Genomic DNA, 19,621 nt, shown 5'->3' with positions numbered 1-19,621 from the left:
GTCTTGGATCACAAAGAGCGCAAATAGCTCTCCCTTTGCGCAGACTGGCCGATACTGCTAGGAGGCAGAGAGAGGGTTAACGATATGAATCTGTGGGTGAAAGGGGCGTTGGCCGCGGTCGGGCTGATGGTGGTGGGGGGGGCTGCGTTTTGGTTCTTTGCCGGAACGTCATCACAGGGGCCCGCCAATCCCTGGTATCAGGGGGCCGAGGGGTATCAGCAGGCGCAGCAACAGGCGCTGGCGTTGGGCTATCCGCTGCTCTATGTGCTGGAGACCCCCAAGTGCCGCCGCTGCGGCGATCTGGAGAAGAAATTCTGGCAGAGCAAGGAGATGGCTGGCCCGCTTGCCCGGCTGGTGAAAGTGCGGCTCAACCCGGGCAAGGGGGATGGCAGCGAGCAGATCCTGCGCCGCTTTCCCAAAGTCGCCACGCCGCCCGGCATCTATATCCAGCAGCCGGGCCAGCCCCTCAGACCCATCAAGATAGTGGTGGATATCGACCAGATCTGGATGCCGGGGAAAACCTGGCAGCGTGGCTTCTATATGCCGCTCTCCGGGGCAGGATTCGAGGCGGTGGTGCATACCACCCTGGCCTTGCAGGATCCCGCGCTGGACAATGCCCCCCTCGATTGAGGGGGGACAAAAGGCTTGGGCGCGACGAACAGGCTGGATCAGCCGAAATCGAACAGTCGCGACATCAGCACCGCATCTTCCCTGTCGTTGCCGGTGCCGTAGTAGTCGGCTCGGCGGCAATATTCGGCAAAACCGGCGCTCTCGTAGAGGTTGATGGCGGCCTGGTTACCGGCCCGCACCTCGAGAAACCAGGCCTCTGCCCCGGCTTGTTTGCTGCGCGCCAGATAGGCCTGCAACAGCGCCCGTCCCAACCCCTTGCCCTGAAACGCCGGATGCACGCAGATGTTCATCAGCGAGCTGTCACCGGCCACCAGATCCGAGATATAGAAGCCCGCCGGGCGACCATCGACCAGCATCAAACCGTTGAGATAGCGAGGACCGAAGCAGGAGAGCAGGTTGGCCTCACTCCACGGCTCCTTGTGAGCGGCTTGCTCGATGGGGTAGACAAGGTCGAAATCGCTCTCGAGCAGGGGACGAAACTCAGGCATGGGGGCTCCGGATGGCAAGATGTTGGGCACAGGGGTTGGCAGAGGCGGCATTTGTAAAATCAGGTAAAAAGAGCGGCATCACTGTGGGTCTTGGCGGCATGATGCAGGATCACGCCGCGCTGGCCGCAAGGTGCTGGCGCAGCTGTTGCCACAGGGCGCGCTTTTGCGCGGCGCTGGGGGCGAGCGGGCAGATCAGCGCATCAGGCCTCGCGGGGTTGGCCTCTGTCAGCCAGAGCAGGGGGGAGGCGCCCGCCGTTTGCAGATCGGCAGGCGGCAGCTCGCTGAGCAGTGAGACCTCGTCGGGGGTCATGCCGAGCAACTGGCAGATATCCGCCAGCAGCGTGGTGGCAGGCAGCTGAGGCGCCAGCAGCCAGAGTTTGCCGCTGGGCAGCGGAGCGCGGGTGGCCGGTGCTGTGTGGTCGGGCTGCACGGCATCTTGCGCAAGCTCGGGAGCGGGAGCTGCGCCCAGCAATGCCGGACGACGCAGTTGCCAGCTTTGAATGCCCATGCGGGCCAACATGCTCTGACGAACGGGATCTTGCATCTGGGGCGACTCACTCTTGATCTGCATTGGGGAAAATTGTGTTGCGCAGGGTACACTCGAACCGCTTTTGCTGCACCCTTTGCAACGCATCATCTGGCGCATGCGGGCATGGTGCTCATCACGACACTGGCTATGCATGGGCGCAGCACGCTGCCGATATGGTATCGCACTGCCCTTGCGTTTTTTCCTGCCAGAGGCGGGTATTGTGCGGCAACAGATACCAGAATAAACATCATAACAAGACAAAACCCAAGGTCGAGCAAATGGATATCGCGCCTTGGGGCTAACATCATCCCAGCTTCGGAACACTCTCTATGTCGTCTTTAGCTCAAGCCCAGAACCCTGCGCGTCTTATTCCCATCCAGGAGCGCTTGCCCCGGCTGCTGGCCGCCCTTGGTGAGGGACTCTACGAACGGCAGGATGCCTTGCGCCTCGGTCTGCTGGCTGCCCTCAGCGGCGAGAGTGTCTTCTTGCTGGGGCCACCCGGTATCGCCAAGAGCCTGATTGCCCGCCGCCTCAAGCTGGCCTTTCACGACGCCCGCCACTTTGAATACCTGATGACCCGTTTCAGTACGCCGGAGGAGGTGTTCGGCCCCCTCTCTATTCAGGCGCTGAAAGAGGATGGCAAATACCTGCGCCTCACCACAGGCTATCTGCCGGAGGCTGAGGTGGTGTTTCTCGACGAGATCTGGAAGGCGGGCCCTGCCATCCTCAACACCCTGCTCACCGCCATCAACGAGCGGCAGTTTCGCAACGGTGACAGCCAGCACCCTATCCCGATGCGCTTGCTGGTGACCGCCTCCAACGAGCTGCCGGCGCCAGACAGCGGGCTGGAAGCGCTCTACGACCGGATGCTGGTGCGGATCTGGATGGACCGGGTGCAGGAGAAAGCCAACTTTCAATCCATGCTGGCCAGCGATGGCCACGCCCACCAGAACCTGCCGGAATCCCTGCAGATCCGAGGGGATGAGTACGAGCAGTGGCAGAGCCAGATTGAACAGGTGCGTTTGCCGGATGCCTGTTTCGAGCTTATCTATCAGCTGCGCCAGCAGCTCGACAGTCAGCTGGCCCATCGCTGCTATGTGTCGGATCGCCGCTGGAAGAAGGCGGTACGGCTCATCAAGGCGAGTGCCTTCTTCAATGGCCGCGATGAGGTCGCACCGGTAGATCTGCTGCTGTTCAAGGATTGTCTCTGGCATGACGAGGAGTCCCGCACCGCCCTGCTGGAGATGATGACCGAATTCTCCCGCCTTTACGGCTATCAGCAACTGGCGATGACCCGTCAGCTGCTGGCGTTGCGGGATCAGTTCAAACAGCTCAAACAGAGCGTGGCCCAACGCCTTTGCACAAAGGCCCGGCAACGCAAGCAGTGGTTTGGCCGGCGGGCCCGGGGCATCGAGATCCCGCTTGCCAATGCCAGACCCTTTGGCAAGCAGGTGCACTTCCATCTGCTCACCCCTGCGCCGCTGGATGGCAGCGATCCCGAGCGTCTCACCCGCACCCTGGTGTTCGATCGCACCTTGCTCTCCCATTGGCATCCTACCGGTGAGGCGCTGGTGGGTTATGAGTTCGGCAACCCGAAAGAGGGGCATTACGAGCTGGTGCTGGACGATGAGCTACGGCTGCAGGTGCTCGATATCCAGCGCCAGCAGATCCCGTTGGTGCTGATGGAGCGCAACGCCATCCCCGAGGTGGTGCTGGCGCCCTGGTTGCAGTCGCTCGACGAGCAACTGGTTCAGGTCGGCAAGGTGATGCAGGAGCTCAAACAGCAGCGCAGCCTGTTCGAGCGTCACCAGCAACACCTCTTTATCGCCCCGCGCTGGTTGCAGCAGGTGGAAGACAGCTTCTTCGTGTTGAACCGGGATCTCGAACTGCTGCGCAGCGAGCTGACCCAGTGGCGCGAGCGGTTGCCAAGGCTGGACGAGTAAGGAGCGCTCATGCTTGAGATTGGCATGCTGGATCTGGGGCTCCTGATTGGCGAAGGGGAGCTGGCGGGTGAGGTGGCGCTCCTGCTGGCGGCCTCGCCCAAGATTTCCGAATTTATCAAACGTTCTCCGCTACAGGGCAAGCTGTTGAAAAAGCGCCTGCATAGCTGGGGTGAGCAGCTTGGTGAGGAGATCCGCCACAAGCCGGTGCCGGTGGCGCTGGAGCAGGAGTACCTGCTCTATCAGGCGCATCGGCAACTGCCGATGACCGAGCTGATTGGTCGCCTGCCCGGCTTGCTGGAGTCGCTGGAGCAGTACAGCCCCTTCGCCGGTGAGGCCAGATCCTTGGTGCGTCAGCTGATGGCCCACCCCACCGAGGGGCTGCGCCAGCTCTTTATCGACAAGTGGCGCGCCAGTTTGGTGGGAAGCCTGCTGCAACTGCAGCAGCAGATCGCCGAAGCGGAGCGGGAGAAGCAGCGTCAGGAGATTGAAGATCAGCTGCTGGCGAGCCGCACCCTGGCCGATGCCCTCGATCCCAACCAGATCTCCGCTGGTGGTCTTTGGGATCTGGCTCAGGGGCACTGGCACAAGCGCAGTCTGGTGCTGATCAAACAATATGCCCGCATGTTGCAGCGCGAGCCCTTGCTGGCGGAGATTGCCGGCCTGCTCGGGCGCAGCGAGCGGGATCGCCGGGCGCAGGAGCAACCGGTGCCGCCGGTTCAGGTGCTGGAGCTGGAATCCGCCCCCAGCGACGATGTGCCGGACGATCTGGTGGGGATCCATCAGGCCAGCGATCTGATGCGGCTGCTGCCAAGCGAGGCGGTGATGCTGGGGCTGCCGGAGCTGGAGCTGGAGTTCTACCGCCGCTATCTGGAGCGGCGTCTGCTCAGCTACCAGTCACGTGGCACCTTGCCGCGCCAGCGCATCATGCTGCGCACTCCGGAGCAGGGGGGGCAGCAGTTGCAGCAGCGAGGCCCCTTTATCGTCTGCGTCGATACTTCGGGCTCCATGGGCGGCTATCCCGAGGAGTGTGCCAAGGCGCTGTTTCTGGCGTTGCTCAAGGTGGCGATGGATGAGAAGCGCGGCTGCTACCTGATGCTCTTCTCCACCGAGGTGGCGACCCTCGAGATCACCGCTGAGACAGGTCTGGACAAGGCGGAGCGCTTCCTCTCCATGAGTTTTCACGGCGGTACCGATCTGGTGCCCTGCCTGGAAAAAGCGCTGGCCAAGCTCGATGATCCCGCCTTTGCCAAGGCGGATGTGCTGGTCATCTCCGACTTTATAGCCCAGAGCCTGCCCCATCCCCTGCTCGATCAGATGAACCGCTATCGCCAGCGTCAGACCCGTTTTCACGCCGTCGCCATGTCCCGCCACGCCAAGCAGGCGCTGCTGCGGGTATTTGACAACAGCTGGCTGCTCGATTGCGGCCTGCGCGGCCGGCTGCTGCGGCGCTGGCAGCATCACTAGTGACCGGGAGGGGGCAACCCCTCTTGGGTTGTTATCCCGCCCCCTCTTTTTCGCTGTGCGTCCCCGCTTTTATTCCAACGCGATGATATCGCAGTAAAATGTGACTAGCCTGCCATTCGGGCTCTCTGTCCGGGTGATAGCCTTTACAACCATTGTTACAGGGGAAAGATGGTGATTTTCCGGCATCGGCTTGCCCGATGATCTTTCCCATTGATCCGGAGTGTGTATGAGCCGACTTGCCTTGCTGCTGTTGCTGGCGGCGTTCGGGCTGGCAGCCAAACCCTTGTCCCCCGAGCAGTTGGAAAATGAACTGGGAGGGATGGAGCGGGTCTACCAGCCGATCGAGTTGCTGCGGGAGCGCGTTGCCCGTTTGCAGCGGGACGGCAACGCCTATCCGCCGTCGCAGCAGATGCGGATCAGTCGTCTGGCTTGCTGGGCTCAATCGGCCGATGACATGCAGGAGTCCCGAACCGCCATCGCCAATGCGGAGCGGATGCTGGCCATTGCGCGCGAGCAGGGTGATGACGCCGCCGTGGCGGAGCTGACGATTTGCCGCGGCTGGTTCAATCAGCTGCTCGGCGAGGTAGCGAAGGCTCGTCACGATTACGATGAGGGGCTGCGGCTGGCAAGAGAGGCCGCCTTGCCGAAGCTGGAGGCGCTGGCGCTGGCCCGCCGGGGGGCCATGCTGTCTTTTCAGGGGGTCTCAGGCCAGGGGCTGATGGATCTCACCAAGGCGCACAATATCTATGAGCAGCTGGGGTTGCCCACCTGGTATCACCAGGCGCAGCTCGAGATTGCAGCCACATTTCGTCGTATGGGCCTCTACGCCGAAGCGCTCGCCACCCTCAACCGGTTGAGCGAGCATTTTGCCAGAAGTCACGACGGGTTTGGCTCGGCAAGGCTAAGTGATCAACTGGCGATGGTCTATCTGCAGACCGGGCGTTATCAAGATGCGCTGGGCGAGCTTGAACGCAGTGCGGCCTTTTATAATCAGCCTCAATATCTGATTGAGCATGCCGAACGCATGGTGATGCAGGCCGAGGCTCTGCTCGGGCTGGATCGCCCCGCTGATGCCGGACGCTTGCTGGCACAAGCGGCGGAGGTGCTCTCTCCCGACGTTGACCCCATCCTCCACGCGCATCTCGAGCTGATGCGGGCGAGGTTGAGAGTCGAAGAGCAGGAACCGGCGCCAGCCTTGCGTGCGCTTGAGAAGATTGAGCCGATTTTGAAGGTGGAAGGGCACGTGCGCTTTTTGCTCGAGCTCTACTGGGTACGCAGTCGGGCGCTCGAGTTGCAAGGCGATTATCCGGCGGCGCTGGCTGCATTGCGGGAGCATCTGGTGCAGGAGCAGCGGCTCGATCAGCTGTTACGGGAACAGAGCACGGCCTGGGTTCGCGGCGAGTTTGAATTGGCCCGTCAGGAGGGGGAGAACGAGCGACTGCGAGTCGAGCAGCGACTGCAGCAGCAGGAGCTGGAGCAGGTCAAGGAGCGTCGCTTCTGGCTGCTGGTGGTGATGGTGCTCTGCGGGGTACTGGCACTGCTGACGATGGGGTGGCTGCTTGATCGCAACCGTCGGATGCGTCGTCTGGCCTTTACCGATGAGCTGACCGGCATCAACAACCGCCGTCGGGTGCTGCGGCAGGGCAGCGATATGTTGGCGCAGGCTCGCAGGCAGGGCACGCCATTTTGTCTGCTGGTGTTCGATATCGATCACTTCAAGCGGATCAACGATACCCTGGGACATCATCAAGGAGACAGGGTGCTGCAATGGGTCTCTCGGGCGGCAGATCGTCAGCTGCGGCACCAGGATCAGTTGGGGCGTACCGGCGGAGAGGAGTTCTTGATCCTGCTGCCGGATACCAGCCTTGAAGAGGCGTACCGGGTGGCTGAGCGGATCCGCCACACGGTCGCCAATCGGGCGCTGCCCGGTATGTCGTACCCGGTAACCATCAGTATCGGATGTGCCTCTCTGCGAGACGATGATCAGGATCTGGCGGCCTTGATCCAGCGTGCTGACAATGCGCTGTATCGTGCGAAAGAGGCGGGGCGCAACCGGGTGGAGACAGACGAGTGACGGGCTGGGTATTGTCACTCACCAGGGGGTCATCGATATTGGGGAGCACACTGATACGGCGATGATGCTCGTCCCCTGCGCTCGTTCTTGCCTGCGATGACAGATTGGCGAGCGCGAGCGCAGAAGACTGTCAGAAGGGCGTTATGCCCAGGCGCTGCCGCCATTGAGGTGAAGCACCTCACCATTCATATTGTTATTGCTCATCAGGAACAGCGCGGCCTGCGCATAATCCTCTCCCTCTCCCAGGCGTTTCAACGGCAGGCTTTGCGCCACGGCAGCCACTTTTTGTGGGTCATTGCCCAGCGCTTTAAGCAACATGGGAGTACGCATGGGGCCCGGGTTGATAACGTTGATCCGACGGGGGGGCAGCTCGGTAACCAGACTGTGAGCCAGCGTTTCAACCGCGCCAGCTGCAACGGCAGGGAGTGCTTTACCCGGTTGTGGGCGGCGCGTCACCATCCCGGACGTGAGCACGATGGAGCCGCGTTCGGACAGTTTGGGTGCTGCGGCGCGGATCGCATGAACACTTCCCCAGAAGCGGCTGTCCATGTTGATTTTCAAATCCTCGATGGCTGCGGTGAGAAAGTTGCCTGGTCGCATGACGGCGGCGGTGATGACGAGATGATCCAGTGATGTCAGCTGGTTGAAAAAGTGATTGACGGAGTCGACGTCGAGAATATCCAGTTGATGGCCACTGGCATTTGGGCCCAATTCAGCCAGTGCTGTGGCAAGCTGCTCACGGCTGGAACCGCCGATAATGACCTTGGCGCCTTGCTCGATCGCTTGCTGGGCGGTGGCCAGGCCAAGACCCGAGGTACCACCGATAATGACGATCTGTTGATTGTGCAGGGTGGAATGTTTCATGTAATGACCTCTCCATTATGTAGATACGATTTACATATTTGTAGCTGGATAGGGAAAGTCCAAGTATGAAAATTTATCAAGAGTGGTTGTTGCTGGCATGGGGAGGGGGCCAAGTCCACGTGGTCCGGATGCTGCCATCCGATTCAGAGTGTTTGATTTTCTGTTCAGTTGGAACCAGTGGAACGGATGAGCGGCCAAATTATCATCTCTTGTCAGGCTGGGTATTTTTCACTCGCGCGGGTATAATGTCGCGCAATTTTGCTTTGACTCAGGCGAGAAGACCCATGTAACGCAACCCTCCTCCCTCTCTCCACCAGGTTGGCAACACGCCAGCTGGCGTGGCTTTCGTTGCGTATACATGTGCCGTGAGCGGCATTCCGGATTTATTCCCACGGTGGCTGATGCCACCGCTCAATAGAAGAACGTTGAATTATGTCAGCTGAATTTCTGAGTGAAGTCTCCAAGAGACGCACTTTTGCGATCATTTCGCACCCGGATGCGGGTAAAACCACCATCACTGAAAAAGTCCTGCTGTTCGGACAGGCCATTCAGCGCGCCGGTACCGTCAAGGGCCGTGGCTCGGGCCAGCATGCCAAATCCGACTGGATGGAGATGGAGAAGCAGCGCGGTATCTCCATCACCACCTCGGTGATGCAGTTCCCCTATGCCGATTGTCTGGTCAACCTGCTCGACACCCCGGGCCACGAGGACTTCTCTGAAGATACCTACCGTACCCTGACCGCGGTCGACTGCTGCCTGATGGTCATCGATGCCGCCAAGGGTGTTGAAGACCGGACCCGCAAGCTGATGGAAGTCACCCGTCTGCGTGATACCCCCATCCTCACCTTCATGAACAAGCTGGACCGCGAAGTGCGCGATCCGATGGAAGTGATGGACGAGGTGGAGCGCGAGCTGAAGATCATGTGTGCCCCCATCACCTGGCCTATCGGCTGCGGTAAATCCTTCAAGGGTGTCTATCACCTCTACAAGGATGAGACCTATCTCTATCAGAGCGGTCAGGGCCACACCATCCAGGAGAAGCGGGTGGTCAAGGGGCTGAACAACCCGGATCTGGATGCCGCCGTCGGCGAAGATCTGGCTCAGCAACTGCGTGACGAGCTGGAGCTGGTGCAGGGCGCCTCTCCCGAGTTCGATCACGATGCCTTTATCGCTGGCGAGATGACCCCGGTCTTCTTCGGTACTGCACTGGGTAACTTCGGTGTTGACCACATGCTGGATGGCCTGACTGACTGGGCGCCGTCTCCCATGCCCCGCAAGGCCGAGAGCCGCGAAGTGGTAGCGACCGAGGAGAAGTTCTCCGGTTTCGTGTTCAAGATCCAGGCAAACATGGATCCGAAACACCGCGACCGTATCGCTTTTATGCGTATCGTGTCAGGAACTTACTCCAAGGGCATGAAGATGCGCCACGTGCGTATCGGCAAGGATGTAAACATCTCCGACGCCGTGACCTTTATGGCCGGTGACCGTGAGCAGGCGGAAGACGCCTTCGCCGGTGACATTATCGGTCTGCACAACCACGGTACCATCCAGATCGGCGACACCTTCACCCAGGGTGAGGATCTCAAGTTCACCGGTATCCCGAACTTTGCGCCGGAACTGTTCCGCCGCATCCGCCTGCGCGATCCGCTCAAGCAGAAGCAGCTGCTCAAGGGGCTGGTCCAGCTCTCCGAAGAGGGCGCTGTACAGGTGTTCCGCCCGCTGATCAGCAACGATCTCATCGTTGGTGCGGTCGGTGTGCTGCAGTTTGACGTGGTGGTTTCGCGCCTCAAGAGCGAGTACAACGTCGAAGCCATCTACGAGGCGGTCAACGTCTCCACCGCCCGCTGGGTGGAAGGGACCGACGTCAAGAAGTTCGAAGAGTTCAAGCGCAAGAACGAGGTCAACCTGGCTCTCGATGGCGGTGACAACCTCACCTACATTGCACCGACCATGGTCAACCTGCGCCTGGCACAGGAGCGCCACCCCGACGTGGAGTTCCGTCAGACTCGCGAGCACTGATAACGGTTTGTTTGCCTGTTGGCAGATAATCAAAGAGACCCCGCTTCGGCGGGGTCTCTTGTTTTGTGCCGTTTTGCCTGTTTAAGGAGGGATGCAGGGGGGAATGGTTCAGCATATACCAGTCGCAAGCAGCCCTCACCCTAGCCCTCTCCCAGAGGGAGAAGGCACCATCGGAGGTCTGACTGAAAGATCGCGGAAGTGTTTTTGCCTCCTTCTCCCCTTGCGGGAGAAGGGTTGGGGATGAGGGGGTGCTACCCCAGTGTCAGCACCATGCAGATCTCGCAATCCCCGTGGCCGGTGCAGCCAAGGGGGCCGGGCAGATGCTCAAACCCGAGGGATTCGTACAGGCTGGTGGCCTCGCGCAGTACTTCGGTGGTCTCCAGATAACAGCGTCGATAGCCCAAACCACGAGCGGCATCCAGTGCCTGCAATACCAGCCGTTTGCCAAGGCCCAGTCCGCGCAGGGCGGGCATAAAGTACATCTTCTGCAGCTCGCAGACTCCCTCTTCTCCTGCCAATGGCGCGATACCACCACCGCCGAGGATGGAACCGTCCGGTCCTTCGATGACCCAGTAGCGACTCTTCTTCCCCTGATAGCTCTGGGAGAGGGTGTCGAGATTGGGATCCGAGACCCCATACCCCTTGTCTGCGGTGAGGCCATATTCGGCCGAGACGGCGCGGATCACCAAGGCGATCTGGGCATTGTCTGCCGCCGTGATGGGGCGGATCTGGTAGCCCCGCTGGCGACGGGCGCGGGAGAGGGCGCTGCGATAGAGCCGCAGCCCTTGCCACAGCTGCTCCCGCTCGGGCAGGCTCAACTGCGCCAGCATCTCTTCCATCGCCCCGTCCATCTCCCGGTGCAACTCCAGCAGCATCCCCTGACCGTTGACGGTGAGGCGGGCCTCCTTGCTGCGGCCGTCGGAGGGGTGCGGGTGCCAGCTGATGAGCTCCCGCTCGGCGAGGCGCGCCAGCGGACGACTGGCGTTGGATTTGTCGATGTGCAGCTTTTCTGCCAGCTGCTGATTGGTGGCCGGGGCGTTTTCCAGCTCGATTAGCAGGTGAGCCTCGATGGGGGTGAGGGCCAGATTGCCGCACTGCTGGGAGAGCATGCCGAGTTCGCGAACCAGATCGCGCGACAGGGCGCGCAGGGGACGGGGATCCATATCGTGGGTTCCTTTTTAGTTGTGCATGACAACTAAAATAGCGTAAAAGTTGTAACTCGCAACTTTTTTCTCTGTCATGTTTGTATGGGGGAGGTGGAGCAGACTAACCCTGTGTCACTGGATGGGATCAGGATTAGCTGCGGTGATGGCCTGCTATCAGCCTTTGGCGGTCGGAATGCCCCAATCATTCAATCTGGTCTGCCACTGGTGAAGCCCTGCCTTGATCCGAAACGGCCCCAGTTGCCATGGGGTGGGCATGGCTTGCTCCAGCGTGCGAGCCAGCAGCTGTTTGGCCCAGCCCGAACGGTCGGTGCCCTGCCAGCTACCGCCCTGTAACTGCAACATGGAGATGACCTGATGCAGTTCGTGCAATCTGCCGATGCTCTGCTCTTGCTTGAGCTGGCGCATTCTGGCCTGGGATGGCAGTAACCAGCCAAGCAAGCGGGCGGTACGGCTGGTAGCTGGTTGCCGTAGCGCCTGAATACCCTCGTCCAGCACCTTGAAGTAGGGCTGGGTGAGCGTGACTCCCAACATATCTAGGGTATGGGAGGAAAACCGATCTGCATCTGAGTGGGTCGGAAGATTCAGGGTGTTAGCCTCGACTTGCTGCAGGTAGTGGTTGTTTTCCTCCTTGAGCTGCTGCGCCAGCTCTCGCACCTGGGGGAGGGATAACCGGGCCAGGATTGTCAAATCGACACGGGTTGCCGGGATCGGAACTGCCGGGGGCAGATGCTGGCCATCCAGTTCGGCTTGCAGGTTGGCGGCTGCTCTGGTCAGTTTTGCCAGGGCCTGACAGGCTGGGCGATTGGCCAGTTGGCGGGTGATCTCCTGCTCCAGCTTGAGATGTTCCTGTGCCTCCTGCTGCCTTCGCTGGGCCTCCTTCTGCAGCTCGATCGTTGGATTGGGCAGATCATCGCTTGGTGCTGCAGTGGGGGGGGCAAGCGCTGCTGGCGGTAGCGGTGTGGCCCGTACAGTGAAGTTGAACTCCAGTATCCCTTCGAGTTTGAAGTGACGACCCAGAATGCTTTCCCGCACGCTCGCTTGGGCGAAGGCGTGATAGAGCGCACCACGGCCATGACCGGCCAGCAGACGGTTTATCAGGGTTGCAGCCTCCTCCTTGCGGGAGGGAAGGGCGTTGATCTTGACCTGTCCCCCCCTGGGTGTATCGAGCAAGCCAAGATAGCGGCCGATCTCGGGCTGTTGCAGATAGCCTCGCAGATAGGCGGTGTGGCGCTCACGTTTGGCCGGGTCGGCGTCCAGATAGTGTTGCAGCACCTGTTTTAGCTCCTGCGCCAGTTGCAGCAGTTCGGGTTCGTGCAAGGATCGCGATGGAAGTGGTTGGCTGCGTAACTGGCAGGATTTGCTGCCAAAGGCGCCCTTGAGAGTGATATAGCGCCCGATCTCACCGGTGGGATCTTTGACCAGGGTCTGGATGAATGTTTTGCCGTCTGGCAGTTTTATTAGCTGGTTGAGCTGGTTGAGCTGGTTGAGCAGGGTGACCAGGTGGGCCATGGGATCGGTTTTCGCCAGCGTCGGTTTGCCGAGTTCATTGCGCATCTGTCCAGCGCTCAGCAATTCATCCAGCGCGGTTTGCTGTTCGGGGTGCTGTGCTAGATAGCCCGAGAGCCCCTTGCGCAGTTCATGGTTCAGCAACTGCTGGCTATCTGGTGTCAGGGCTGGTGGGGGCGGAAGTGTCAGTTCAGCCCGTTCGGCGGTGGGGGCGGTCAGATTGCGAAACAGGTTAATCAGGCGATGGCCGGGAGTGCTCTGGTGGCTGGGTGGCATTGCGATAGCTGCAAGTGGGGCGCTGTGGTCGATCTTCATGATGAGCTCCTTGCTCACAGCTCTGCTGCGTAGAGTCGGGGGGTAAGGTCATGAGCCAGTCCGACAAGTTGACCCATCAGGTTGTCGAGCAGTGCTTCATCGCAGTGAGCGAGAAAAATCTGGGCGTAGAGGGTGAGGATTGGCATATCGCCATCCAACCCGAGCCAGGTGCCACCCATCAGAGCGACCTCGCTATTGAGGCTCAGCCAGTGTTGCAGGTTGGCGGGGGTCAGATGATTGGCATCCAGCTGGCCTGTCATCGGAGTGGTGATGAGCAGCACGCTCTCATCGGGAGCGACTTCCAGCCACCACTCTCTATTCTGCGGATCCAGCAACAGAAAGATCCGGTTTTTCTCATCCGGGGCCGCAGGGACCTGCGTACCGGAGAGGCGGGCGATCCAGTGATAAACAGGGTGGTGTGACATGGTGGGCTCTCCCTTTTGCCAAGTGTTGGGAAGAGTATTTCATGGTGTGGCGGCACGCTCTGTCAGTGCTGGCCGCAATTATGGCGGGAAAGGACGAACGACAGCTCCTATGATTGGGCTGCCGCAGGTGGGGCGGTCGTCAGGCGGCGGCTCTGATAGCTAGCTCCGGGCGGCGGGAGAAGCAGCGGGCGAGCAGCAACATGGTGGCGACGCCTATGGTACCGAGCACCAGCCAGGGGAGGGCAGGTTGCCCCTGTTGCAGCGAGAAGTCATAGAGGGAGCCGCCGCCCACGTAGCCGGTCATGCCCCCCAGCGCCAGTCCGAGGCGGCTGAAGCCCATGTAGCTGCCGCGGGCTGTGGGGTTGGCCAGCCGGGTCATCAGGGTCTCCCGGGCCGGTTCGCAGATGATGATCCCCAGATAGAAGCAGGCCAGCAGTACGAAGATGCCGGAGAGGGTGCTGACAAAGGCGACCAGCCCGATCCCCACGGTCATCAGCAGGATACCCGCCATCAGCCGGCTCTCCAGCCGATAGCGCCGCTCGCTGAAACGGGCGATAGGATAGAGCAGCGCCAGTGACAGCGCCGTTTCCAGGCTGTACATCCAGCCCACTGCCGTGGTGGTGCCGGAGAGCTGCTTGACCAGAATGGGGAAAATCAGCATCACCTGTACCCACAGCATGTAGTAGCCGCTCAGGATCAGTACCAGTCGGCAGAAGGCGCGATCTGCCAGCACCTGTCCCAACCCTTCCCGCATCGGAGTCGGTTTGACCGAGAGGCGGTAGGCGGGCAGCAGGGTCCAGTTGCAGAGTGCTGCCAGGGTGAAGAGCCCGGCGCCCAGCAGGCAGACGTAGGTGAAGTCAAAGCGCAGCAGCCAGCTGCCGAGCAGGGCACCGGTGACGGCGCCTGCGCTCTCCAGCATCATCAGCAGGGAGATAAAACGGCCCCGCTCATGGGGACGGGTAAATTTGATCACCAGTGCGGCCCGTGGCGGGTCGAACAGGCAACCGCCCAGTCCGGAGAGGAAGCAGGAGAAGATCAGCATGGCGCCGCTGTCGGCCCAGGCCAGGGTGGCGAAGCCGACGGCGCGCAACAACATGCCGGTGACGATGAGCGGGCGGGCGCCGAAACGGTCGGCCAGCGAGCCGCCAAAGATCCCCAGCCCCTGCTGGGTCAGCTGGCGCAGGCCGAGGGCCAGCCCCACCAGACCGGCCGCCCAGCCGAGTTGATCGACGAAGCGCAGGCTGATCATCGGCATCACCACAAAGAAACCCAGGATCACCAGTGTGGTATCCAGCGCCAGAAACCAGCGTCCCCAAAACCTCGCCCTATCGACCATAACGCCCTCTCATTCACAGATACCTTCATTCTGGAGAGGGTTTAGATATAGTGGTAGACGACAACTACCTATATTTCATATCAGGATTATTTATGTCTATGGATCTGGACGATCTGCAACTGCTGCTGGATGTGGCCGAGCTGGGCAGCTTCAGTCAGGCGGCGGCCATTCGTGGCTGGTCACAGCCGCTGGTGAGCCAGCGGATTGCCCAGCTGGAGGAGAGCCTCGGGGCGCCGCTGTTTCAGCGTCATCGGCGCGGGGTGACGCCGACTCGTGCCTGCGAGGAGTTTCTCCCTGCCGCCCGGTCGGCGCTGGCCACTCTGAGCGAAGGGCGACTGGCACTGCAGGGGGCACCTGCGCTGCCTTGTATCCGTCTCTCCAGCCTGCCATCCCTCACTTCGGTGGTGTTTGGCTCGCTATTGATGGAGCTGGTGGACGAGCCGTTTGAGATCCGCTGCACCACGGATCACTCCGGCGAGATCATGCAGTCGCTGCTGACCGGGGAGGCCGATATCGGCTTTGTGCTCAAGCGCCCGCCGGTTGCGGGCCTGCAGATGGAGCTGCTCTGCTGCTCCCCCATCATCGCTATCGCCTCGCCATTGCATCCGCTGGCCGGTTGTCACGGCCTCACCCTGGAGGATATTGCCGACCAGCGGCTGGCGCCTCAGGTATGGGGGCCGGGGTGTGACGTTTTTATCCAGCAGTTGCGGCGGCTGCGGCGGGCCGCCAGCCCCTTGCACGCGGTGCAGCCCGCCAGTGCGGCGCGGGATCTGGCGCTGGAACACGGGTTTATCACCCTGATGCCGGAGCTGGCCATCAAGCGGGATCTGGAGGTGGGGCGGCTGGTCAGGCTCGATGTGCGCAATCTGCCGCAGGAACATTGGGATGTGATGATGGCGTGGCGCGGTGGCAAGCGGCCCAACCCGGCTAGGGAAACCGTGTTGGCCACCGCTCGCACGCTGGCGAAACGGTGGCGCAATGAGTAGAGCGATGCGGGACAAGGCCCGCATCGGGTGGATCAGTAGCTGGCCTTGAGGGTCACGCCACTGAACGCGGAAAACCCTGACAGCTGCACATGCCAGGTGCCCGCCTTGGGATTGGTGAACGAGCAGCTTTCGTTATTGCCCCCCTTGTAGGGGCGGCAGTCGTAACTGCTGCTGGTGGGGGCGCTGCCAAAGCGGACGTAGAGGTCGGCATCACCGGTACCGCCGCTGCTGCTGATCTGCAGCGACCTGGTGCCCGCCGGCACGTTCAGGGTGTAGTTGAGCTTGCCACCCTTGCTGGCGGCAAGGTTGCTTACCGGCACGCCGTTTTGCAGCACGTTGTCGCTTGGTGGCGGCGTGCTGCCGCAGCTGGCATCGACCCCGACGGTCTGGAAGGCCCGTGCCACATCCGCCTGACTGTAACCCAGGTCGGCGGTCGCCCGGCTGACGCCGCAGGCCCCTTGCTGGTAGTTGGTGTTGGCGCCCCAGTAGAGGCGGTTGGCCAGCAAGAACACTTCAAATGCCTTGCGGGTGTTCCAGCCGCTGCTGGTGGCGAGCAGGTAGAAGGCGCGGTTATAGACCCCGGAGCTGTGATGTACGTCCATCCCCTCCTGATAATCCGCGGCATGGCCGATGGATCTGCCATCCCGGGTCGGATCCTCGAAGTAGCGCAGGGAGCCGTTGCCCTTGAAGATCTGGGCGCCGACCAGCCAGTCGTTGCTTCCCTTCATGTAGAACTCGGCCGCTTCCCCCGCCATATCGGAGAAGGCCTCGTTGATGCCGCCGGATTGTCCCGAATAGACCAATCCGGAGTTCTGCTCGGTAAAGCCGTGGCTCACCTCGTGGGCCGCCACATCGAGGCTCACCAGCGGGTGGAAGGTGGTGGCGCCGTCACCGAAGGTCATCTGGCTGCCATCCCAGAAGGCGTTCTCGTAATTCTTGCTGTAGTGAACCCGCATCTTCAGTTTGAAGGTGAGGGGCGCCGTGTTGTACCAGTTGCGGTACATGTCGAACACCACGTTGCCGAAGTAGTGGGCGTCGTTGAGGGGCGAGTAGGCGCCGTTGATCTCCTTGACCCGGTTCTCCGGACAGGTGAACTGGTGGATGGCCCCGCCTGAGGTGGCGTGGTTGAGGTTGATGGTATCGACGTTGGGGCTGGTCATCCGGCAGTTGTCATCCACGATGAGCGGGCCAAAGTCGGTGCCGTAAAAGTATTTGCCGGTCTTGATGTTGCCCCCCGGGCCGGTGGCGTCCTTGTGGTTGATCCCCTCCCAGCGTTTGAGCTCCTCACCGCTTTGGGCATCAAGAATGACGAAGGGGCGGCTTGGCTTGTCACCTTCGGCGATGAAGGATACCTGATAAACCAGCCGGGCCAGCCCGTTCTCATCCTGCATCACGTAGAGTTTGGCCTGCTCGTTGCTCCCCTTGCTGCCCGCCTTGGCCTTGCTTGTTGCATCCTGTGGCGAGAGGGTGGCGGCCGGGCTTGCCACATCCTGATCGATCTGGCGCAGCATGCGTCCGCTGGCCTGTTGCAGCTGGCCGTTCAGGCTCTTGTCAGCCACCACCACCTGACCCATTACCGGGATGCCGTTCCAGACCTGCTCGTAGCGGATCCGCTGCTGGCCGTTGGGCAGCTTGACCACCCGCACCTGACGAAACTCGCCATCTTCCAGCTGCAAGGTACCACTTGCGGCACTGAGGCCTGTCATGGCCTGGATGCCGTTTGCCGTTACGTTGATCTCTACCTCTTGCGCCGCCAGTGCGGCGCTTCCCCAGCAGGCCAGCGCAACGGCCAGATAAATTTTATTCATCTCTTCTTTCCTTAAATCGATGAGGTTGATAAACCGACCGAAGGTCGGGCGTTTTGAAGCTAGTGCCGGTGGGGGAAAGTGCCCCCTGTCAAAAGTGACAGCGCAGCACAAAGGGGTAGCAGGATCTGCCAAAGTGCCGTTTGGGGGGATTAATCGGCGTCATGTGGAGAGCATTATCCGGTTTCAGACACCCACCCTCCTCTTTTGAGGGAGGAGAGTACGTGCGCTGTGACCCTCTGTGATACCTGCCGGAGGGGAGGCGTAAAAGTGGCTGGCGCGGCCAGTGGCGATTGGCTACATTGGGTGCTGGTTCGCGATTTGATCACTGATTTGAAAGGAGAATCCCATGTTTTCATGGCAGTTGGACGACGAGCTTGCGCTGCTCTTCTTGCAGCCCGATATGGCGAGCGAACTGTTTGCCCTCTGCAATGACAACCGGGAGTACCTCTCCCAGTGGCTACCCTGGCCGCCACTGATCCAGCGCCCCGTCGACAGCGCCCTCTTCATTCGCAGTGCCATCGAGAAGTTCGCCCGGGGTGAGGGGCTCACCACTGCCATCGAGTATCAGGGGGAGGTGGTGGGGGTTATAGGTTACAACAGCATCGATCATGACCTTGGCAAGGTGGTCATCGGTTACTGGCTGGCGGAGCGCTGGCAGGGTAACGGCATCATCACCCGGGCCTGTCAGGCCCTGATCCACCACGCCTTCGAGGAGATGGGGATGGAGAAGGTGGAGATCAGCGCCGCCACCGATAACGAGCCCAGCAGGGCTGTTTGTGAGCGGCTCGGGATGCAGCAGGAGGGGGTGACCCGGCGCGCAGAGCGGCTGGGCAACCGGATTGTTGACCATGTCCACTACAGCCTGCTGCGCGATGAGTGGCTAAGACAGAGGGAGTCCTGATGGCGCTGCCACATATCAAGACGGCTCGTACCCACCTGACCATACTGTCGCCGGATCAGGCCCCCATGATGCTCGACTTCTACCGGCGCAACCGCGCCCATCTCGCCCCCTGGGAGCCGCTTCGGGACGAGCACTTTTACACCCTCTCTTACTGGCATGCCCGGCTGCAGGACAGCTACAGCCAGTTCTTTAACGGCACCGGCGTCAATCTGGTGGCCCTTGATCCGGCTGGCGAGCGGGTGATCGCCACCTGCAATTTCAGCAATATCCTGATGGGAGTCTTCAAGGCGTGTCATCTGGGCTATGCCATCGACCAGCAGCATCAGGGGCAGGGGGTGATGAGAGAGGTGCTGTCAGCCGCCATCGACTACCTGTTTCGCGAGCACGATCTGCATCGCATCATGGCTTGCTATATGCCAGCCAATCAGCGCAGTGGCGCCTTGCTGGAGCGGCTCGGCTTCGAGCGGGAGGGATTCGCGCGGGCGTATCTGATGATCAATGGCCGCTGGGAGGATCACATCCTCACCTCGCTGATTAATCCGGCCTCCTGAACGACAGATAAAAAAACGGGCCCGAAGTTGCCTTCGGACCCGTCTTCGAATGAGGTGCAGGCTTAGTTGGCCTTGGCATCGCTCACTGCAGCTTCAACCTTGGTAGCGGCTTCGGTAGCAGCTTTTTCTACGGTTGCAGTCGCTTCGGAGGTGGCCTTTTCTACGGTAGAGGTGGCTTCGCTAGCGGCTTTTTCTACAGTGGCAGCAACTTCGGCGGCCGGAGCAGCAGCAGGAGCGGCAGCTTTTTCTTCTTTCTGACCGCAAGCAGTCAACATCAGACCCAGGATACCGGCTACCAGTACTTTGTTCATGTGCATTCCCTCAAAAAAAGATGGAGAGATGGTCTGTGCAACCATCACAGCGCCCACCGTTGCCCGGTATTGAAACAAGAAGCCGGGAGGCAGCAGGCGGGCGCAATATAGCCCCATTAGTTACCGATGAAAACGGATATCACAATGACATTTTTTCGTGCCGTGGATAAAAAGCTCCACTGCAACGACTGATATCAATACAAGATGCCGTTAAATGGCACTAATTGCACAATAAAACACCACTTCGTTGCCATCTTGTGGCGGTTTAACAAGGTCAAGGTTGGTCAAGTGCGGCCGATGACCCG

The 19,621-nt window shown here is 60.8% G+C and carries 17 protein-coding genes; 8 read left to right on the top strand and 9 right to left on the bottom strand.

Annotation, left to right across the window (positions count from 1 at the left end):
• Window positions 1-84 precede the first annotated feature (84 nt).
• Window positions 85-630: a hypothetical protein gene (locus I6L41_RS13255; protein ID WP_005340504.1), complete on the top strand. Its 546-nt coding sequence runs from the start codon at window positions 85-87 to the stop codon at window positions 628-630.
• 38 nt (window positions 631-668) lie between these two features.
• On the opposite strand, the gene rimI is transcribed toward I6L41_RS13255, so the two are convergent.
• Window positions 669-1,118, bottom strand: a complete 450-nt coding sequence (rimI, locus tag I6L41_RS13250) for a ribosomal protein S18-alanine N-acetyltransferase (RefSeq protein ID WP_216959404.1) — start codon at window positions 1,116-1,118, stop codon at window positions 669-671.
• Between the two features lie 109 nt (window positions 1,119-1,227).
• Complete coding sequence (locus I6L41_RS13245; RefSeq protein WP_216959401.1) at window positions 1,228-1,662, bottom strand: DNA polymerase III subunit psi; 435 nt, start codon at window positions 1,660-1,662, stop codon at window positions 1,228-1,230.
• A gap of 314 nt (window positions 1,663-1,976) precedes the next feature.
• Between I6L41_RS13245 and I6L41_RS13240 the strand changes: the two genes are divergently transcribed.
• From I6L41_RS13240 to I6L41_RS13230, 3 genes are all read left to right on the top strand, one after another.
• On the top strand, window positions 1,977-3,590 hold the full coding sequence (locus tag I6L41_RS13240) for an ATPase RavA domain-containing protein (RefSeq protein ID WP_216959398.1): 1,614 nt from the start codon (window positions 1,977-1,979) through the stop codon (window positions 3,588-3,590).
• Window positions 3,591-3,599: 9 nt separating this feature from the next.
• Window positions 3,600-5,054, top strand: a complete 1,455-nt coding sequence (viaA, locus tag I6L41_RS13235; RefSeq protein WP_216959394.1) for an ATPase RavA stimulator ViaA — start codon at window positions 3,600-3,602, stop codon at window positions 5,052-5,054.
• Between the two features lie 226 nt (window positions 5,055-5,280).
• Entirely contained in the window at window positions 5,281-7,128 is a 1,848-nt protein-coding gene (locus I6L41_RS13230; RefSeq protein WP_216959390.1) for a diguanylate cyclase, read from the top strand.
• Window positions 7,129-7,269: 141 nt separating this feature from the next.
• Here the strand turns inward: I6L41_RS13230 and I6L41_RS13225 are convergent, their stop codons facing one another.
• A complete protein-coding gene (locus I6L41_RS13225) occupies window positions 7,270-7,992 on the bottom strand; it encodes an SDR family oxidoreductase (RefSeq protein WP_216959387.1) in 723 nt (240 codons plus the stop codon).
• Between the two features lie 429 nt (window positions 7,993-8,421).
• Here I6L41_RS13225 and prfC point away from each other — a divergent pair, with 429 nt between their 5' ends.
• Window positions 8,422-10,011, top strand: a complete 1,590-nt coding sequence (prfC, locus tag I6L41_RS13220) for a peptide chain release factor 3 (protein WP_085942998.1) — start codon at window positions 8,422-8,424, stop codon at window positions 10,009-10,011.
• 251 nt (window positions 10,012-10,262) lie between these two features.
• On the opposite strand, the gene I6L41_RS13215 is transcribed toward prfC, so the two are convergent.
• The 4 genes from I6L41_RS13215 to mdtH form a co-directional block, all read right to left on the bottom strand.
• Window positions 10,263-11,174 carry a bifunctional helix-turn-helix transcriptional regulator/GNAT family N-acetyltransferase gene (locus I6L41_RS13215; RefSeq protein ID WP_216959384.1) on the bottom strand — a complete coding sequence of 304 codons (912 nt, stop codon included), beginning with the start codon at window positions 11,172-11,174 and terminating at the stop codon, window positions 10,263-10,265.
• A 156-nt stretch (window positions 11,175-11,330) separates the two neighbouring features.
• Window positions 11,331-12,998 (bottom strand): hypothetical protein, encoded by a 1,668-nt coding sequence (locus tag I6L41_RS13210; protein ID WP_216959381.1) that lies wholly within the window; start codon window positions 12,996-12,998, stop codon window positions 11,331-11,333.
• Window positions 12,999-13,012: 14 nt separating this feature from the next.
• Complete coding sequence (locus I6L41_RS13205) at window positions 13,013-13,423, bottom strand: type III secretion system chaperone (RefSeq protein WP_216959378.1); 411 nt, start codon at window positions 13,421-13,423, stop codon at window positions 13,013-13,015.
• Between the two features lie 139 nt (window positions 13,424-13,562).
• Entirely contained in the window at window positions 13,563-14,759 is a 1,197-nt protein-coding gene (gene mdtH / locus I6L41_RS13200; protein ID WP_005340523.1) for a multidrug efflux MFS transporter MdtH, read from the bottom strand.
• Window positions 14,760-14,851: 92 nt separating this feature from the next.
• Here mdtH and I6L41_RS13195 point away from each other — a divergent pair, with 92 nt between their 5' ends.
• Complete coding sequence (locus I6L41_RS13195; protein ID WP_005340524.1) at window positions 14,852-15,745, top strand: LysR family transcriptional regulator; 894 nt, start codon at window positions 14,852-14,854, stop codon at window positions 15,743-15,745.
• Between the two features lie 32 nt (window positions 15,746-15,777).
• On the opposite strand, the gene I6L41_RS13190 is transcribed toward I6L41_RS13195, so the two are convergent.
• Window positions 15,778-17,553 carry a M4 family metallopeptidase gene (locus I6L41_RS13190; RefSeq protein WP_216959375.1) on the bottom strand — a complete coding sequence of 592 codons (1,776 nt, stop codon included), beginning with the start codon at window positions 17,551-17,553 and terminating at the stop codon, window positions 15,778-15,780.
• Window positions 17,554-17,899: 346 nt separating this feature from the next.
• Between I6L41_RS13190 and I6L41_RS13185 the strand changes: the two genes are divergently transcribed.
• Both I6L41_RS13185 and rimJ read left to right on the top strand, forming a co-directional pair.
• Entirely contained in the window at window positions 17,900-18,454 is a 555-nt protein-coding gene (locus I6L41_RS13185) for a GNAT family N-acetyltransferase (protein WP_115522024.1), read from the top strand.
• Complete coding sequence (gene rimJ, locus I6L41_RS13180) at window positions 18,454-19,005, top strand: ribosomal protein S5-alanine N-acetyltransferase (protein WP_216959370.1); 552 nt, start codon at window positions 18,454-18,456, stop codon at window positions 19,003-19,005. The genes I6L41_RS13185 and rimJ overlap by 1 nt, the downstream gene beginning before the upstream one ends.
• 62 nt (window positions 19,006-19,067) lie before the next feature.
• Here rimJ and I6L41_RS13175 read toward each other — a convergent pair whose 3' ends face one another.
• Entirely contained in the window at window positions 19,068-19,316 is a 249-nt protein-coding gene (locus I6L41_RS13175; RefSeq protein ID WP_005340533.1) for a hypothetical protein, read from the bottom strand.
• Between the last annotated feature and the right edge of the window lie 305 nt (window positions 19,317-19,621).

Origin of the sequence: Aeromonas sp. FDAARGOS 1411 (genome assembly GCF_019047125.1) — a bacterium.
Lineage (GTDB): Bacteria > Pseudomonadota > Gammaproteobacteria > Enterobacterales > Aeromonadaceae > Aeromonas > Aeromonas veronii.
Note: the sequence above shows the minus strand (reverse complement) of the source record. Positions and strands in the feature narration are given on the sequence as shown.

Coding starts and splice junctions, on each gene's coding strand:
- I6L41_RS13255 (WP_005340504.1), top strand. CDS start 85: ATGAATCTGTGGGTGAAAGGGGCGTTGGCCGCGGTCGGGCTGATGGTG.
- rimI (WP_216959404.1), bottom strand. CDS start 1,118: ATGCCTGAGTTTCGTCCCCTGCTCGAGAGCGATTTCGACCTTGTCTAC.
- I6L41_RS13245 (WP_216959401.1), bottom strand. CDS start 1,662: ATGCAAGATCCCGTTCGTCAGAGCATGTTGGCCCGCATGGGCATTCAA.
- I6L41_RS13240 (WP_216959398.1), top strand. CDS start 1,977: ATGTCGTCTTTAGCTCAAGCCCAGAACCCTGCGCGTCTTATTCCCATC.
- viaA (WP_216959394.1), top strand. CDS start 3,600: ATGCTTGAGATTGGCATGCTGGATCTGGGGCTCCTGATTGGCGAAGGG.
- I6L41_RS13230 (WP_216959390.1), top strand. CDS start 5,281: ATGAGCCGACTTGCCTTGCTGCTGTTGCTGGCGGCGTTCGGGCTGGCA.
- I6L41_RS13225 (WP_216959387.1), bottom strand. CDS start 7,992: ATGAAACATTCCACCCTGCACAATCAACAGATCGTCATTATCGGTGGT.
- I6L41_RS13215 (WP_216959384.1), bottom strand. CDS start 11,174: ATGGATCCCCGTCCCCTGCGCGCCCTGTCGCGCGATCTGGTTCGCGAA.
- I6L41_RS13210 (WP_216959381.1), bottom strand. CDS start 12,998: ATGAAGATCGACCACAGCGCCCCACTTGCAGCTATCGCAATGCCACCC.
- I6L41_RS13205 (WP_216959378.1), bottom strand. CDS start 13,423: ATGTCACACCACCCTGTTTATCACTGGATCGCCCGCCTCTCCGGTACG.
- mdtH (WP_005340523.1), bottom strand. CDS start 14,759: ATGGTCGATAGGGCGAGGTTTTGGGGACGCTGGTTTCTGGCGCTGGAT.
- I6L41_RS13195 (WP_005340524.1), top strand. CDS start 14,852: ATGTCTATGGATCTGGACGATCTGCAACTGCTGCTGGATGTGGCCGAG.
- I6L41_RS13190 (WP_216959375.1), bottom strand. CDS start 17,553: ATGAATAAAATTTATCTGGCCGTTGCGCTGGCCTGCTGGGGAAGCGCC.
- I6L41_RS13185 (WP_115522024.1), top strand. CDS start 17,900: ATGTTTTCATGGCAGTTGGACGACGAGCTTGCGCTGCTCTTCTTGCAG.
- rimJ (WP_216959370.1), top strand. CDS start 18,454: ATGGCGCTGCCACATATCAAGACGGCTCGTACCCACCTGACCATACTG.
- I6L41_RS13175 (WP_005340533.1), bottom strand. CDS start 19,316: ATGAACAAAGTACTGGTAGCCGGTATCCTGGGTCTGATGTTGACTGCT.